Here is a 15,220-nt window from a genome sequence, read left to right on the forward strand (position 1 = left end):
GGTGTGGGATGGCGAAACTCGCGCAGGTGTTCGCCGACCTCGTCCGGTTCGAGACGCGGCTCTACAACGCGGTGGACGACCGGTTGCGGGCCGAGCACGGGCTGAGCGCGGGCCAGTACGAGTTCCTGAAGATCATCGCCGACCGGGCCGACTGCCGCGTGCAGGACCTGGCCCGCGAGGTGGCGATCACGGTGGGTGCGACGAGCAAGGGTGTCGACCGGCTCGAGGCCCGCGGCTGGGTGAGCCGCCGTCCGAACCCGGCGAACCGCCGCTCGTCGCTGCTCGGCCTGACCGAGGAGGGCCGCAAGCTCCTCGACACGGCGACGGAGACCTTCGAGGACGAGCTGAGCACCTGGCTGGACGAACCGCTGACCGCCCGGTCGCTCGACCAGTTCGCCGCGACGCTCGCGCGCCTGCGGCGGACCGTCGAGGACGCCGGCGTGGGCCTGCCGAGGGGATGACCGCCCGGCCTCAGGCGGGCGGGGTGAACCGCCCGTCCACGGCCGTCCAGCCGCCGTCGACCATGAGGGTGGACCCGGTGACGTAGGCGGCCGCGTCGGAGGCCAGGAACACCACGGCGCCCGCCAGTTCCGACGGTTTCGCCCAGCGGCCCAGCGCGCCCTTCGTGGCGTAGGCCTGGTACCAGCCCGGATCGGCCTTGATCTGGTCCGTCAGCGGGGTTTCCACGACCCCGGGGGCGATCGCGTTGACGCGCACCCCCGCTTCGCCGAACTCCGCGGCCGCGGTCTTGACGAGCTGGATGGCACCGGCCTTCGTGGCGGCGTACACCGACTGGCCGGGTTCGACGACGAAACCGCGCACGGAGGAGAAGACCACGATGCTGCCGCTGCCCCGCTCGACCATCCGGCGCCCGAAGGCGCGCAGCACGGTGAAGGTCGCCTTGAGGTTCAACGCGACGACCCGGTCGAACTCCTCGGGCGCGTAGTCGAGGATCCGCTTGCGCACGTTGGTCGCGGCCGTCAACACGAGCACGTCGAGGTCCCCGAGTTCCGCTGCGGCTCGCTCCACGGCATCGACGTCGGTGATGTCCAGTGCCAGCGCGTCGCCACCGGCGTCGGCGGCGGTCGCCTTCGCGGTCTCGGGGTCCTTGTCGGCGCAGATCACCTGGGCGCCGTGCGCGGCCAGCGCGAGCGCGGCCTCCCTGCCGATGCCCCCGGCGCCGATGAGCAGCGCGCGCTTGCCGTCGAGCCGGAACAGCGTGGTGTAGTCGGTCATGGGGTCCCTCATTCCGGCCGGATGACGGCCATGCGCGTGACGGTCAGTTCCTCGATCGCGAAGCGCGGTCCCTCCCGGCCGATGCCGGAGTCCTTCACGCCCCCGTACGGCATGATGTCCGAGCGGAACCCGGGCACCTCGTTGACCACGACGCCGCCCACCTCCAGTTCCTCGACGGCGGCGAACGCGGTCGCGAGCGAGCGGGTGAAGACGCTGGCGTGCAGGCCGTAGCGCGAGCGGTTGACCAGCTCCAGCGCCGTCGCCACGTCGGGCACGGAGCGGACGGCCACGACGGGCGCGAAGATCTCCTCGCACCAGGCGTCGGCGGTTTCCGGGACGTCGAGCAGGATCGTCGGCTCGATGGTGCGGTCCACCACCCGGCCACCGTGCAGGACCTTCGCCCCGGCCCGCTCGGCCTGTTCGATCCAGTCGAGCGTCCGCCGCGTCGCGGCTTCGTTGATCAGTGGCGCGACGCGGGTTTCCGGGTCGCGGGGATCGCCGACCTTCAGCTCGCCGATGCGGGCCGTGAGCTTGCCGACGAACTCGTCGCGCACCGCCTCGCACACGATCACGCGTTGCACCGCGATGCAGGCCTGGCCGTTGAAGTAGTAGCCGCCGCGCAGCACCGCGTCGGCCGCTTTGTCGAGATCGGCGTCGTCCGCGACGACCAGTGCCGCGTTGGAACCCAGCTCCAGCAACACTTTCCGCGGCGCGGCGTCCCGCGCGATCTGGTGTCCCACCGCGGCGGAGCCGGTGAACGACACCGCCGCCACGCGCGGATCGGTCACCAGGGTGTGGCCGACCTCCGCGTCCCCGGTGATCACCTGCACGATCTCGGGCGGCGCCCCGTGCCGCGCCGCCGCCTGCCGGACGAGGTCCGCCAGCCACAACGCCGTCAGCGGCGTGGCGGGCGCGGGCTTGCAGATCACCGGGCAGCCGGCGGCGATGGACGGCGCGATCTTGTGGCTGGCCAGCAGGAGCGGGCCGTTGAACCCGGCGATCCCGACGACCAGCCCGATCGGCCGGCGCGTCCAGAAGCCGATCATCCCGGCGCCGGAGGCCTGCAGGTCCAGCGGCACGGTCTCGCCGTGGATGTGGGCGACCTCCTCGGCCGCCGCCGACCAGGTGAACACCGTGCGCGAGAACTCGACTTCGCAGTCGCCCCTGGTCTTCCCCGTCTCCGCGATGAGCAGTTCGACGAACTCGTCCGAATGCGACCGGAGCGCGGCCTCGACGTCGAGCAGGATCGCGCGGCGGACCGCCGAGGTGAGTCTGCCGACCGGCTTCACGGCCGCCGCCCCGGCGGCGAGCGCTGCGTGCGCGTGCTCGACCGAACCGACCGGGGCGTGCGCCACGACCGAGCCGTCGTAGGGGAACACCACCGGTGCGGTGTCGGTGCCGGTGACCCAGCCGGGGCCGACCGGCAGTCCGGAGCGGAACTCGGGCAGTGCGGAACCCGCCTGCGAACCCATCAGAAATTCTCCTCTGGACGAAGAGCTGGTCCGACCAGCTAGCGAGTCCGAGCATGGCTCAGTACGCACGGGGACGTCAAGCGCCGACGAGGGAAATCCATGCTCATGGGCTTGACGACAGGCAGTCGGTGAGTCAGTCTGACGGCGTTGTATCCAATGTCGGAAAGGCGAGCCGTGGTCAGTCGCGAGGACGGGGGAGCAGCTCTGTCGCGGGTCCCGCTCGTCGACGAAACGGCCTCGATCATCCGCGAGCGGATCTACACCCACCGCTACCCGACGGGCTCGTGGCTGCGGCAGGAACACCTCTCCGCCGAGCTGGGCGTGAGCCGCACCCCGCTGCGGGAGGCGTTGCGGCTGCTGGAGCAGGAGGGCCTGGTCAAGGTCACCGCGGGACAGGGCGCCCAGGTCATCACCGGCGACCTGGACACGCTGCTCGACGCCTACCAGCTGCGTGCCGTGGTCGACGGCCTCGCCGCCCGGCTGGCGGCGGAGCACAACCACGGTGCGCACCTGCGCCACCTCCGCCGCGCCATCGAGGTCCAGCGGTCGACGGTGGACCCGTGGGCGCCCCGCGACTACACGGAGTCCAATGTGGACTTCCACGAGCACGTCCTGCACCTGTCCCGCAACGAGTTCGTGCTCGGCCAGCTGCCGATCCTGCGAATGACCGCGCAGGTGTTCGCGCCGGTCGCGCTCGTCCGGCCGGAGAGCGCGCTGCGGGCGATCGCCGAGCACACCGCCATCGCCGACGCCATCGAGGCGGGGGACGGCCCCGCCGCCGAACGGCTCGCGCGGGCCCACATCGAAGCCACCATCACCGAACTCGAGCGGAAGAAGAAGTCGGCGGCCGAGGACGCGTCCTGACCTCGACGATCCGGAGTCAGCGCACAAAGGAGTGAAACGCCGGGATGCCCAGTTACTACGTGGCCTCCGACATCGGAGGCACCTTCACCGACACCGTCGTGATCGACTCGGACGGCGGCGTCGGCCGCTACAAGTCCTCCACCGTGCCCGACAACCCGGCGCAGGGCGTGCTCGACACGCTCGAGCTCGCGGCGGGTGAGCGCGGTGTCCCGCTGGAGCGGCTGCTGGCCGACGTCGAGGTGTTCGCCCATGGCACCACCGTCGCCACCAACGCCATGCTGGAGGGCCGCAGCCGCAAGGTCGGGCTCATCCAGACCCGCGGGTTCGGCGACACGCTCCCGATCATGCGCGGGTTCAAGGCGACCGGCCTGGAAGAGGACGAGATCAAGCGCTTCCGCACGCTGGTCAAGCAGCCGGCCGCGGTGCCGCGGCGGCTCATCGCGGAGATCACCGAGCGCGTCGACTACGCCGGGCGCGTGGTGTGTCCGCTCGACGAGGCCGACGTCCGGCGCGCGGTCCGTGAGCTGAAGGACGCGGGCGCCGAGGTGTTCGCGGTGTCCCTGCTGTGGTCCTTCGCCAACGACGTGCACGAAAGGCGCGTCGCGGAGATCATCGAGGAGGAGGTGCCCGGCGCGTCGGTCACGCTGTCGTCGGAGTTCCTGCCGCGCATCGGGGAGTACGAGCGCACGCTGACCACCGCCGTCAACGCGAGCCTGCGCCCGGTGCTGAAGACCTCGCTCGACTCGTTCGAGAACACCCTCGCGAAGGCGGGCCTGAAGACCGGGCCGTTGCTGATGCAGTCCAACGGCGGGCTGGCGACGTTCGCGGAGGTCGAGAAGCGGGCCGCCGCGACCGTGATGTCCGGCCCAGTCGGCGGTGTCGTCGCGTCGCAGTTCGCCGGGGCCCGCAACGGGTACCGCAACATCGTCACCACGGACATGGGCGGCACGAGCTTCGACGTCGGTCTCGTCCTCGACGGCCGCCCGGTCATGTCGAACACGACGCTCATCGGCCGTGACGAGCTCGCGCTCCCGTCTGTCGCGGTGCGTGCGATCGGTGCGGGTGCGGGTTCGATCGCCTCGGTGCGCAACGGAGTTCTGCGCGTCGGCCCGGAATCGGCCGGTGCCCGTCCCGGTCCCGCCTGCTACGGCCGGGGCGGGACCAGGCCCACCGTGGCCGACGCCGATCTCGTGCTCGGCTACCTGAACCCGGACAACTTCCTCGGCGGCAGGCTGAAGCTCGACGTGGACAAGGCCCGCGCGGCGATCGAGGAACATGTCGCGAAGCCCGCGGGGCTGTCCGTCGAGGAAGCCGCCGAGGGCATCAAGACCATTGTGGACGCTCGCATGGCCGACCTGGTCCGCCAGGTCACGGTCGAGCAGGGCTACGACCCGGCCGACTTCGCCGTCTTCGCCTACGGCGGCGCCGGGCCGCTGCACGCCTTCTCCTACGGCGCCGAACTCGGCTGCCCGCAGATCGTCGTGCCGCTCACCGCGTCCGTCCACTCGGCGTTCGGCATCGGCTGCTCCGACCTGACGATGGTCGAGGAGCTGTCCAAACCCCTGCAGACCCCGCCCGGCACGACCGACCATGCGTCCGCGCTGGCACCGGAGGAGCTCAACGCCACGTTCGACGAGCTGGCCTCCCGCGCCCGCCGCGACCTGGTCGCCGCCGGGGCCGCGCCGGAGACGATCTCGTTCGCGAAGTTCGTGGAAATCCGGTTCCGCGCGCAGATCCACGTGCTCACCGTGCCGGTCGAGGCGGAGCGGATCACCGCGGCGGACGTCAACGCGATGGTCGAGAAGTTCGTCGAGATCTACGAAGGGCGCTTCGGCAAGGGCGCCGCGTTCCTCGAAGGCGGGCTGGAAATCACCACGTTCCGCGTGGTCGCCACGAGTCCCGTGCCGCGGGCCGAGTTCGACGCAGGCACGCTCGGTGCGGTGGGCGGCGCCGAACCGGGCACGCGGCGCGTGTTCTCCGGCGGCCAGTGGCGCGACGCGGCGGTGTACCGCACCGAGCACCTGCACGACGGGCTGCGCATCGAGGGGCTCGCGATCGTCGAGCTGCGGGACACCACCGTCGTGATCGGTCCCGGGCAGGACGCCGAGATCGACCGCTTCGGCGACATCGTCATCCAGAACCGCTGACCGGGAAGGGAAAACACGCATGACCACCACCGTCGACCCGGTCACCTACGAGGTCATCCGGCACAAGCTCTGGTCCATCAACTCCGAGGGCGGCACCACCGTCGAGCACGTCTCGGGCTCACCCGTCGTGCACGCCACCGACTACAACTTCGGCATCTACACCGCCGCCGGTGAGATGGCGATCATCGGCACCTACCTGCTCACCCCGATCTACACCGGCGCCATGGCGATCGAGGTGTTCCTCGACCGCTACGACGACATCGAGCCGGGGGACGTCTTCATCATCAACGACCCCTACCTCGCCGCGATGCACCAGAACGACGTCCAGTTCTGCAAACCGGTGTTCCGCGACGGCGAGATCGTGGCGTGGCTGGGCTGCATGGCCCACCAGGTCGACCTCGGCGGCATGGACCCGGGCAGCTGGTGCACCACCGCGACCGACGTGTTCCAGGAGGGCATCCGCATCCCGCCGGGCCGGATCGTGCGCAAGGACGTGCTGAACCAGGAGCTGTGGGACACCGTCGTCCTCAACTCCCGCATGCACGACACCGTGGCCAACGACTTCCGCGCGTTCCTGGCCGGGCTACGCGTGGCCGAGCAACGTTTCCACGAGCTGTGTGACCGCTACGGCGCTGACGCCGTGCGCGCCACGATGGAGAAGACGCTCGACAACTCCGAGGCCGATCTCCGTGCCCTGCTTCGGGAACTGCCGGACGGCGTGTACGAGCACACGTCCTATTTGGACCGGCCGGGTGGCGACGGCATCGAGCTGTTGCAGGTGCCGTGCCGCCTGGAGAAGACCGGCGATCGGCTGGTGTTCGACTTCTCGGACGCGAGCCCGCAGTCGCCCGCCTACGGCATGACCACTCGTGGCGGTCTGCTCGGCGCGGTCGCGACGCTCATGCTGATCACCTTCGGCGCCGACATCCCGTGGAACCACGGCCTGATGCGGCCGGTCGAGGTCACCGCGCCGGACGGGCTGTGCGTCACGGCGGTCGAGCCGATGCCCGTCTCCGGCGGTGCCGCGGGCGCGAACTGGACCGCGACCTGCTCGGCCGGGGGCGCGATCGCCAAGATGCTGTCCTTTTCGGACAAGTACGAAGGTTACGCTTTCGGGCCCTCGGACGGTTCCTGGCAGCTCAACCAGTTCGGCGGGATCGACCAGCACGGCGAGCCGTTCGCCTCGATGTACATGGACTCCCTGCTGTGGGGCGGTCCCGCGTTCTCCTTCCGCGACGGGGTCGACGCCGGGGGAGCGATGGTGATCCTCTCCGGCGGCGCGACCGACGTGGAGCAGCAGGAGATGCGCCATCCCTTGCTGTACCTGTGGCGCCGCATGGTGCCGGACTCCGGCGGTGCCGGAACTTTCCGCGGTGGCAACGGGATCCAGTTCGCGCTGACCCCGATCGACACGCAGGAGGTCACGGGCGTGCTCGGCACCCACGGTGTCGCACTGCCGAACCGGACCGGACTGTTCGGCGGGCTGCCGGGCTCGTGCGCCCGCTTCGAGCGGGTGACCGGGGCGAACGCGCTGGAGCGGTTCGGTTCCGGCGCACCCGTCGAGGCGCTGACCGAGCTCGACGGCGAGCACCAGGTGTTGCCCGGGGTGGCCCCGGCCGCCCGGATCGCGTACGGCGACGTCTTCGAGTGCACCGTGCAGAACGGCGGCGGCTACGGCGATCCGCTGCTGCGCGACCCGGCGAAGGTGCTGGCCGACGTCGAATCCGGCGCGGTCAGCGTCGAAGCGGCCTCGCGCCTCTACGGCGTCGCGCTGCGGGACGGCGAGGTCGACCAGGCGGCGACCGACGCCCTGCGGGAACGTATCCGGGAATCCCGCCGCAGCCGGATGATCAGCCCCCAGGCGGAACCCGTTGCGGTGTCGGGCGAACCGACCGGGATCTGGGGTGCGGCGCTGCTGACGCACCGGACCGCCGACGGGCTGGTCGGGTCGTGCCGCCACTGTGGTCAGGTGCTCGGGGACCTCACCGGTGGATGGGAGAAGGTCGCGGGGCGCGTGCCGCTCGGTCCGGAGGACCTCGGCTCTCGCGTGGAGGTCCACGACGCGCTCGGGGCGGTGGCGTACGTCTGCCCGCACTGCGTGACCGCGTTGTGGGTGGACGTCGAGCCCGCGGACGGCAAGACGTGGCGCGACTTCGCTTTGCAGGACTGAACATGCGCACTCACCACCTTGCCGTGATCGGCGGCGACGGCATCGGACCCGACGTGACCGCGGCAGCGCTCGCCGGGGTCCGGGCCGCCGCCGACCGGTACGGCTTCGCCGTCGAGACCACGGATTTCGACCTGGGCGCCGAGGCGTACCTGCGCTCCGGCGTCGCGCTCGACGAGGCTGCGCTCGCTGAGCTGCGCCGGCACGACGCCATCCTGCTCGGCGCGGTCGGCGATCCGCGCGTGCCGCCGGGTGTGCTCGAACGCGGGCTGATCGTGGCGCTGCGGGTCGCGTTCGCGCAGTCGGTCAACGTCCGGCCCGTGCGCCTGTACCCCGGGGTGCGGAGTCCCGTCGTGGGGGTGTCGCCGGAGAACTGCGACCTGGTGATCGTCCGCGAGAACACCGAAGGCCTCTACGCGGGCGGCGGCTCGACGTCGCACCCGGGCACGCCCAACGCGGTCGCGATCCAGAACTCGATCACGACGGTCGCCGCGACGACGGAGGCGGTCGAGTTCGCGTTCCGGCTCGCGGCGGCGCGCCGGAAGCGGTTGACGTTGTGCCACAAGAAGAACATCCTCGTGCACGCGGGTCAGCTGTGGCAGGACGTGGTGGACGAGGTGGCCACGCGGTACCCGGACGTGGAGCACGACTACGTGCACGCGGACGCGCTGTGCCTGCACCTGCCGCTGGACCCCGGCCGGTTCGACGTCGTGGTGACGGACAACCTGTTCGGCGACATCCTCAGCGATCTCGGTGCGACGGTGCAGGGCGGGCTCGGAGTGGCGGCCAGCGCCAACCAGAACCCGCGGGGCACGGCGCCGAGCATGTACGAACCGGTGCACGGCTCGGCGCCGGACATCGCGGGGAAGGGCTGGGCGAACCCGGCCGCGGCGGCGTTGTCGGCGGCGCTGTGCCTGGCGGGCCTCGGCGAGCGGGACGCGGCGTTGGCGCTGGAAGCCGCTGCGGCGTCCGTGCTGGCGGAGATGCCGGCCCTGTCCGGCCCCAGCATGGGCGGCGACACGACCGCGATCGGCGACCGGATCGCCAAGCGGGTCACGGACGTGGACCCCGCCGCGATCGGTGACCCGGCGCGGTCGCTGATGACCGCGCTCGCGGGGATCGTCGGAGGCTGAGCATCGCGGCGGGAGGGGGTGGCTGGCCGGTCTCGGCGGGCTGCCGCGGCGTCCGGTCGCGGCGGGCTGCCCGGTCAGGGCGGGGAGCGGGTGGCGATTCGGCGGTGATCGGTGGCCGGGGCCGCCTGCCTCGGCTGCGGCGGTGTCCGTGCTCGGCGGGCTGCCTGCCCTGCCCGGGGCCTGGCATGGGCGGTGATCCGGCGTGATCGGTGGCCGAGGCTGCCTGCCTCGGCTGCGGCGGTGTCCGTGCTCGGCGCGGTGTCCGCCCTGTCCGAGCCTGGCATGGGGTGGCGATCCGGCGGCGGTCGCTGGTGGGGCCGCCTGCCTCGGCTGCGGCGGTGATCGGTGGCCGGAGCCGCTCGCCCCAACCCCGGCGGCCTCCGCGCTCGGCGAGCTGCCCGCCCGCCCGGGCCTGGCGTGGGGTGGCTATCCGGCGGTGATCGGCCGAGGCCGCTCACCTCAACCCGGCGGCCTCCGCGCTCGGCTGCCCGCCCGCCCGAGGCCAGGCACGGCTGCCGATCCGGCGGCGGCCGCCGGCCCGGGCCGCTCACCGGCGACGGCGCTCGCCGGTATCGTCGGAGGCTGAGGATCGTGACGGCGGGAGGGGTGGCAGTGGACGGCGAACGGCTCTTCCAGCGGGTCGTCGACCACGTGCAGGACGCCATCGCCTCCGGTGAGCTCAAGCCCGGCGACCGGCTGCCCAGCGAGCGCGAGCTCGTCGAGCAGTTCGGCATCGGGCGGGCGTCGGTGCGGGAAGCGTTGCGGGTGCTGGAGAACATGCACCTGGTGAAGTCGCGGCCGCGGGACCCGCGCGGGCCGTTGGTGCTGCCGCTGTCGGTGGAGCCGGTGCGCCGGTCGGTGGCGATGCTGACGTCGGGCGGCGCGTGGGGGCTCGCGGAGCTGGTGCAGTTCCGCATGATCGCCGACGCGGCCGCGAACCTGCTCGCCGCGGCGCGCCGCACCGACGAACAGCTCCTGGCGCTGGAACGCAACATGGCGCGGATGCGGGCCTGCCTGCACCGGGGCTACGCCGAGTTCAGCCGGGCCGACCTGGAGTTCCACGAGCTCATCGCCGAAGCCGGGGGCAACCCGCTCGTCCAGGTCTACGGCGACGTCACGCGCGAGGCGATCCTGAAGCTGATCCAGCAGACCATCCTCGACGCGGACGACCAGACGGCGCTCATGCTGCAGTCCATCCGCCACCACAGGGCGGTGTTCGCGGCGATCTCCGAGCGGGACGGCCTGCTGGCCTCACGCCTCGCCCGCGAAACCCTCTACGCCTACTACGCCGACTACGTGTCCCCTGCGGACAGGGAGATCATGGCCGACCTGGTTCGCGAATGCGGCGGGCGGTTGCCGGGTTAGCCCGCATCAGCAGGTAGCCGGACCGGAAACGCTCGCCCTCGTGCGGCGCGCGCTCCATGCGGCCGACCTCGCTGAACCCGGCTTCCCGCAACAGGTCCGCCAGCGCGTCCGGCGGCCATTCGTACGCGGGCGCGACCTTGTGGTCGACCTCCCGCGGCAACGGGCCGTCCCCGGCGAGGAAGCCCAGCAGCAGGTGACCGCCCGGCGCCAGCACCCGCCGGAACTCCGCGCCCACCGCGGGCAGCTCCGGTGGCGGCGTGTGGATGGTGGAGAAGAACGCGAGCACCCCGCCGAGCACCCCGTCGCCGAGGTCGAGCGCAGTCATCGAGCCCTCGTCGAACCGCAGCCCGGGGTGGGCGCGGCGGGCGAGGGCGACCATCTCGGCGGACAGGTCCACGCCGAAGGTGTCCAGCCCGAGCGCGTGCAGGTGCGCGGTCACCTGCCCCGGACCGCACCCGACGTCCGCGACCGGCCCCCGGTCCCGCACGAGTTCGGCGAACGCGGCCAGCAGCGCCCGTTCCAGCGGCAGGGTTTCCAGCATGTCGCTGAACAACTCGGCGTAGAGCGCCGCGACGGCGTCGTAGGCGTGCGAGACGGAGTCGGTCACGGCGGAAACCCTAGCCGCCGCCGGGAATCAGACGGGCGGCCAGTTCCGCAGCGCCAGGTCGGCCACCTGCTCCAGTTCGGCGCGTTCGGCGCCGCCCGCGGCCTGGACCGCGATGCCGTGCGCCACCGTCATGACGTAGCGGGCGAGCACCGCGGGATCGGTGCCCGTAGGCAGCTCACCGCCGTCGACGGCCTGCTGGAAGCGGTCACGCAGCCGCGCGCACACCTCGTCCCGCCAGGCGATCAACGTGTCGCGCGCCGGCCGGCCGAGGTCCCCCGCCGCGAGCGCGCCCTGCACCGCCAGGCAGCCGTGCGGGAAGCCGGGCTGGGTGGTGGCGCGCACCGAGCCGGTGAGGAACGTGGCCACCACCTCCCGGGCGGTCGGCTCCTCCAGCGCCTGGCCGACGTAGGCGGCGGGGCCTTCGGCATAGCGCCGCAGGACCTTGTGGAACAGCTCCTCCTTGTTGCCGAAGGCCGCGTACATGCTGGTGCGCGCGATGCCCATGGCGTCGGTCAGGTCGGTGAGGCTGGCGCCTTCGTAGCCCTGCCGCCAGAAGACGACCATCGCGCGCTCGAGTGCTTCGTCCTCGTCGAAGCCCCTCGGCCGGCCGATCGGAGCTTTCCCGCTGGAGCCCATGACCGCATGGTATGCCCCTTCGGCACCGATCGGTCAGGAAGTGGGGGCACCGCCGAGCCGCGCCCTGCGGTGCGCGGCCATGCGCACGGGCGCGTTCGCCGCGCCGTACCCCGCGTAGCCGCCGATCCGCTGCACCACCTCGAAGAACACCCGCGAACCGGTGCCGAGCGGGGTGCAGAAGTGCAGGAACTCACCCCGTTCGTCGCGGTCGTAGAGGATCGAGTGCTCACGCAGCTTCGCGAGCAGCCCAGCGGGCAGCTCCAGCCGCGCGTCGAGGTCGTCGTAGTAGTTGTCCGGGATCTCCAGTGTCCGCAGGCCCAGCGCCCGCATCCGCTCGGCGCTCGCCACCACGTCCTCGCTCGCGAGCGCGATGTGCTGCGGGTCCTGCACACCCGGGGCCCACTCGCCGCGCCGCAGCACCGCCACGCTCAACGCCAGCCGCACCCGGTGTCCCGGATCGGCCATGGGCAGGCTGCGCACGAGGCCGAACGGCGCCGCGAACTCGGCTGCCGCCTCGGGCCGCAGGCCCAGCACCGACCGGTAGAACAGGGCCGCGCCGTCGAAGTGGTCGAAGGGCTGGGTCAGCGCGACGTGGTCGATCCCGGTCAGTCCCGTGTCGTGGCGTGGCCCGTCCACCGGGGTGAAGTCCGCCAGCCACGCGTCGGTACGGGTCAGGAACACCGCCGTCCCGTCCGGCGCCTCCACCGCGGTCAGGTCCGCTTCGTCCGCGCGGTGTTCGCGCGGCAGCTTCGGTGCGAGCAGCTTCTCGGCCCGGTCCGCCGAGGCGGCCGGGTCGGCGCTGTCCACCGCGATCGCCCCGATCCGCGTCCCGCCGCTCGCGTCCGCGGAGTTGAGCAGCACGCGCACGTTTCCCTGCTGCCACAACTGAACCGGCTTCGACCGGTGCTGTCCGGCGTGGGTGAGGCCGAGCGCGGCCAGCGTCGCCGCCGTCTCCGGCCCGGCCGCGCTCAGCTCGACGAAGGAATGCCCCGCCAGCTCCGGCGGCGCCGGGATGTCGGTGTGCCCCACGGCTTCCTGCAGACTCACCAGCGATCGCATCGCGTCCACCGCCGCCGGCCGGGGGTCGGCCTGGCGGAAGACGTCGTTGAACACCTCCAGCGACAACGGCCCGTCGTACCCGGCGGCCAGCACCGCCCGCAGGAAACCGGGGAGGTCGAACGAACCCTGCCCGGGGAAGAGCCGGTAGTGGCGGCTCCACTGCAGCACGTTCATGTCCAGCCGCGGCGCGTCCGCCAGCTGCAGGAAGAACAGCTTCGACGCGGGGATCGTGCGGATGCCCGCCAGGTCCGTGCCCCGGGAGAGGATGTGGAAACTGTCCAGGCACAGCCCCAGCGCGGGGTGGTCCGCGCGCCGGACGATCCGCCAGGAGTGGTCGTAGGTGTTGACGAACCGGCCCCACGCGAGCGCCTCGTAGGCGATCCGGATCCCGCGCTCGGCCGCCCGCGAAGCCAGCAGGTGCAGCTGTTCGGCGGCGAGGTCGTCGTCGTCCACGGCGTCGGGGGAGACGGTGGAGCAGACGAGCAGGGTGTCCGCGCCCAGCTGCTCCATGACGTCGAACTTGCGCTCGGCGCGGCGCAGGTTCGACGCGAGCACGTCCGGCGGCACCGCCTCGAAATCCCGGAACGGCTGGTAGAGCTCGATGGACAGGCCGAGCTCCTCGCAGTGCTTGCGCAGCGCGGCGGGGGATTCCGGCGAGGCGATGAGGTCGTTGTCGAAGATCTCCACCCCGTCGAACCCGGCCGCGGCGGCCGCGGTGAGCTTGTCCTCCAGCGTGCCGGACAGGCAGACGGTGGCGATGCTCCGGCGGTCAGTTCGGGACATGGGCATCCTCACGGACGAGCGTGTCGAAGTGGCGGAGCATCCGGTCCGCGTCCGGTTCGAGGCCGGTGAACAGCCGGAACGCGTCCGCGGCCTGGAAGACCGCCATCCGGCCCCCGTCGAGCACCCGGCACCCCCTGGCGCGGGCGGTCGTGAGCAGTTCGGTGTCCAGCGGGCGGTACACGACGTCGGCCACCCACAGCTCCGGCCGCAGCAGCTCCGGTGGCACGGCCGAACCGGGGTGCTCGCGCATCCCGGTGGGGGTGGCGTGCACGAGACCGTCGGCGCCGCGCAGCGCGGTGGCGAGGTCGTCCGCGCGCCGCGCCCGGTCCGCGCCGAAGCGGCGGCGCAGGTGCGAGGCGAGCGTGCCGGCACGGGACCGGTCCGTGTCGACCACGCGGATCTCGCCGGCCCCGAGGGTGAGTAGCGCGTGTGCGACCGCGACCCCGGCGCCGCCCGCGCCGATCAGCACGACGTGGTCGAGCGGGGCGTCCGCGAGCCCGGCGCCGACGCTGCGGGCGAACCCGGAGACGTCGGTGTTGTGCCCGATCGCCTTGCCGTCGCGGAAGACCACGGTGTTGACCGCGCCGAGCGCCGCCGCGTCGGGGGAGAGGTCGTCGAGGTGCTCGATGACCAGCTGCTTGACGGGGTGCGTGACGTTGAGCCCGGTGAACCCGGTGAGCCTCGCCGCGGCGAGCACCTCGCCGACCGCGGCGGGCGGCAGGCCGAGCGCGTCCAGGTCGAGCAGGCGGTACAGGTAGCGGAGCCCCAGCGCGGCCGCCTCGTGTTCGTGCAGCGCGGGGGTCAGCGACGGCCCGATCCCCGTGCCGACCAGTCCGATCAGGTGGCTGTCACTAGAGATCACTCGGTCTCCTCGCACGCAGGCAATGTACGAACTGGCTAGTTAATTGTACGCACCAGGGGGGCCCGGCGGAAGAGGCGTTACAGTGGCGGCACTGGAAACACCAGCTCGGAGGGGACTTCTTGAGCGCGCAACCCGGCGAAGCCGCAGGGGCGGAGCGCACGCGCGACCGTGACCGCACGCGTGCCGACATCCTCGAAGTCGCCACGCGCGAGTTCGCCGACAAGGGGTACGACGGCGCCAGGGTGGACGAGATCGCCGCGAAGACCAGCACCACCAAGCGGATGATCTACTACTACTTCGGCAGCAAGGAGGGGCTCTACATCGCGGTCCTCGAACGCGCGTACGCGTTGATCCGCGGTCTGGAGCAGGAGCTGGACGTCGAGCACCTCAGCCCCGCCGACGCGATCCGCCAGCTCGCGGAGCTGACCTTCGACCACCACGAGTCCCACCCCGACTTCATCCGCCTGGTCGGCATCGAGAACATCCACGGGGCCGAGCACATCGGGCGCTCGTCCATGCTGTCCGGGCTCGCGACGCCGGCGCTGGACGTGCTCGGCCGGATCCTCGAACGCGGGCGCGCCGAGGGGATCTTCCGCGACGACGTGGACCCCCTGGACGTGCACATGATCATCAGCGCGTTCTGCGTGTTCCGGACCGGGAACCGGTACACGTTCCGCGCGATCTTCGGCCGGGACATGCTCGACCCCGGACGGCGTGCGCACTACCGCACGATGCTCGGCGAGCTGGTGCTGGACTACCTCACCGCGCGCTGAGCCGCCGCCGGATCGCCTCTTGACAAGCGTCCTCGCGTGCCACAGCATCTCCAATTAACCATCTGGTACATAACTATCCAGTCCGTTCAATCCTGCTTCTGCAACGGCGCGACAGA

The 15,220-nt window shown here is 71.9% G+C and carries 13 protein-coding genes; 7 read left to right on the top strand and 6 right to left on the bottom strand.

Annotated elements, in window-relative coordinates:
• The first annotated feature begins 8 nt into the window (after positions 1–8).
• Entirely contained in the window at positions 9–461 is a 453-nt protein-coding gene (locus tag BMZ92_RS11630) for a MarR family winged helix-turn-helix transcriptional regulator (RefSeq protein WP_091506040.1), read from the top strand.
• Positions 462–471: 10 nt separating this feature from the next.
• Here the strand turns inward: BMZ92_RS11630 and BMZ92_RS11635 are convergent, their stop codons facing one another.
• A complete protein-coding gene (locus tag BMZ92_RS11635; protein ID WP_091506042.1) occupies positions 472–1,248 on the bottom strand; it encodes an SDR family NAD(P)-dependent oxidoreductase in 777 nt (258 codons plus the stop codon).
• Positions 1,245–2,708: an aldehyde dehydrogenase family protein gene (locus tag BMZ92_RS11640; protein ID WP_091506044.1), complete on the bottom strand. Its 1,464-nt coding sequence runs from the start codon at positions 2,706–2,708 to the stop codon at positions 1,245–1,247. Before BMZ92_RS11640 ends, BMZ92_RS11635 begins: the two co-directional genes overlap by 4 nt.
• A gap of 174 nt (positions 2,709–2,882) precedes the next feature.
• Between BMZ92_RS11640 and BMZ92_RS11645 the strand changes: the two genes are divergently transcribed.
• From BMZ92_RS11645 to BMZ92_RS11665, 5 genes are all read left to right on the top strand, one after another.
• Positions 2,883–3,572 (top strand): GntR family transcriptional regulator, encoded by a 690-nt coding sequence (locus BMZ92_RS11645; protein ID WP_245783009.1) that lies wholly within the window; start codon positions 2,883–2,885, stop codon positions 3,570–3,572.
• Between the two features lie 44 nt (positions 3,573–3,616).
• A complete protein-coding gene (locus tag BMZ92_RS11650; protein ID WP_091506046.1) occupies positions 3,617–5,719 on the top strand; it encodes a hydantoinase/oxoprolinase family protein in 2,103 nt (700 codons plus the stop codon).
• A 19-nt stretch (positions 5,720–5,738) separates the two neighbouring features.
• Positions 5,739–7,889 carry a hydantoinase B/oxoprolinase family protein gene (locus BMZ92_RS11655; protein WP_091506047.1) on the top strand — a complete coding sequence of 717 codons (2,151 nt, stop codon included), beginning with the start codon at positions 5,739–5,741 and terminating at the stop codon, positions 7,887–7,889.
• A gap of 2 nt (positions 7,890–7,891) precedes the next feature.
• Positions 7,892–9,019, top strand: a complete 1,128-nt coding sequence (locus BMZ92_RS11660; RefSeq protein ID WP_091506049.1) for a 3-isopropylmalate dehydrogenase — start codon at positions 7,892–7,894, stop codon at positions 9,017–9,019.
• 591 nt (positions 9,020–9,610) lie between these two features.
• On the top strand, positions 9,611–10,384 hold the full coding sequence (locus BMZ92_RS11665; RefSeq protein ID WP_091506050.1) for a FadR/GntR family transcriptional regulator: 774 nt from the start codon (positions 9,611–9,613) through the stop codon (positions 10,382–10,384).
• Here BMZ92_RS11665 and BMZ92_RS11670 read toward each other — a convergent pair.
• The 4 genes from BMZ92_RS11670 to BMZ92_RS11685 are packed head-to-tail and all read right to left on the bottom strand — an operon-like array spanning position 10,338 to position 14,331.
• Positions 10,338–10,991, bottom strand: coding sequence for a class I SAM-dependent methyltransferase (locus BMZ92_RS11670; protein WP_245783010.1), 654 nt, complete (start codon positions 10,989–10,991; stop codon positions 10,338–10,340). The two genes, BMZ92_RS11665 and BMZ92_RS11670, sit on opposite strands and share 47 nt — an antisense overlap.
• A gap of 27 nt (positions 10,992–11,018) precedes the next feature.
• Entirely contained in the window at positions 11,019–11,627 is a 609-nt protein-coding gene (locus BMZ92_RS11675) for a TetR/AcrR family transcriptional regulator (protein WP_091506052.1), read from the bottom strand.
• Between the two features lie 33 nt (positions 11,628–11,660).
• Positions 11,661–13,469, bottom strand: a complete 1,809-nt coding sequence (locus BMZ92_RS11680) for a bifunctional sugar phosphate isomerase/epimerase/4-hydroxyphenylpyruvate dioxygenase family protein (protein WP_091506054.1) — start codon at positions 13,467–13,469, stop codon at positions 11,661–11,663.
• Positions 13,456–14,331 (bottom strand): shikimate dehydrogenase, encoded by an 876-nt coding sequence (locus tag BMZ92_RS11685; protein ID WP_245783011.1) that lies wholly within the window; start codon positions 14,329–14,331, stop codon positions 13,456–13,458. Before BMZ92_RS11685 ends, BMZ92_RS11680 begins: the two co-directional genes overlap by 14 nt.
• Positions 14,332–14,450: 119 nt before the next feature.
• Here BMZ92_RS11685 and BMZ92_RS11690 point away from each other — a divergent pair, with 119 nt between their 5' ends.
• Positions 14,451–15,104 (top strand): TetR/AcrR family transcriptional regulator, encoded by a 654-nt coding sequence (locus tag BMZ92_RS11690; RefSeq protein WP_091506055.1) that lies wholly within the window; start codon positions 14,451–14,453, stop codon positions 15,102–15,104.
• Positions 15,105–15,220 lie beyond the last annotated feature (116 nt).

This window comes from Amycolatopsis sacchari (assembly GCF_900114035.1).
In the GTDB taxonomy this organism is placed as follows: Bacteria; Actinomycetota; Actinomycetes; order Mycobacteriales; family Pseudonocardiaceae; genus Amycolatopsis_E; species Amycolatopsis_E sacchari.

What these genes read in the sequence shown, in the direction of transcription:
- BMZ92_RS11630 (WP_091506040.1), top strand. Translation starts at nt 9, where the DNA reads ATGGCGAAACTCGCGCAGGTGTTCGCCGACCTCGTCCGGTTCGAGACG.
- BMZ92_RS11635 (WP_091506042.1), bottom strand. Translation starts at nt 1,248, where the DNA reads ATGAGGGACCCCATGACCGACTACACCACGCTGTTCCGGCTCGACGGC.
- BMZ92_RS11640 (WP_091506044.1), bottom strand. Translation starts at nt 2,708, where the DNA reads ATGGGTTCGCAGGCGGGTTCCGCACTGCCCGAGTTCCGCTCCGGACTG.
- BMZ92_RS11650 (WP_091506046.1), top strand. Translation starts at nt 3,617, where the DNA reads ATGCCCAGTTACTACGTGGCCTCCGACATCGGAGGCACCTTCACCGAC.
- BMZ92_RS11655 (WP_091506047.1), top strand. Translation starts at nt 5,739, where the DNA reads ATGACCACCACCGTCGACCCGGTCACCTACGAGGTCATCCGGCACAAG.
- BMZ92_RS11660 (WP_091506049.1), top strand. Translation starts at nt 7,892, where the DNA reads ATGCGCACTCACCACCTTGCCGTGATCGGCGGCGACGGCATCGGACCC.
- BMZ92_RS11675 (WP_091506052.1), bottom strand. Translation starts at nt 11,627, where the DNA reads ATGGGCTCCAGCGGGAAAGCTCCGATCGGCCGGCCGAGGGGCTTCGAC.
- BMZ92_RS11680 (WP_091506054.1), bottom strand. Translation starts at nt 13,469, where the DNA reads ATGTCCCGAACTGACCGCCGGAGCATCGCCACCGTCTGCCTGTCCGGC.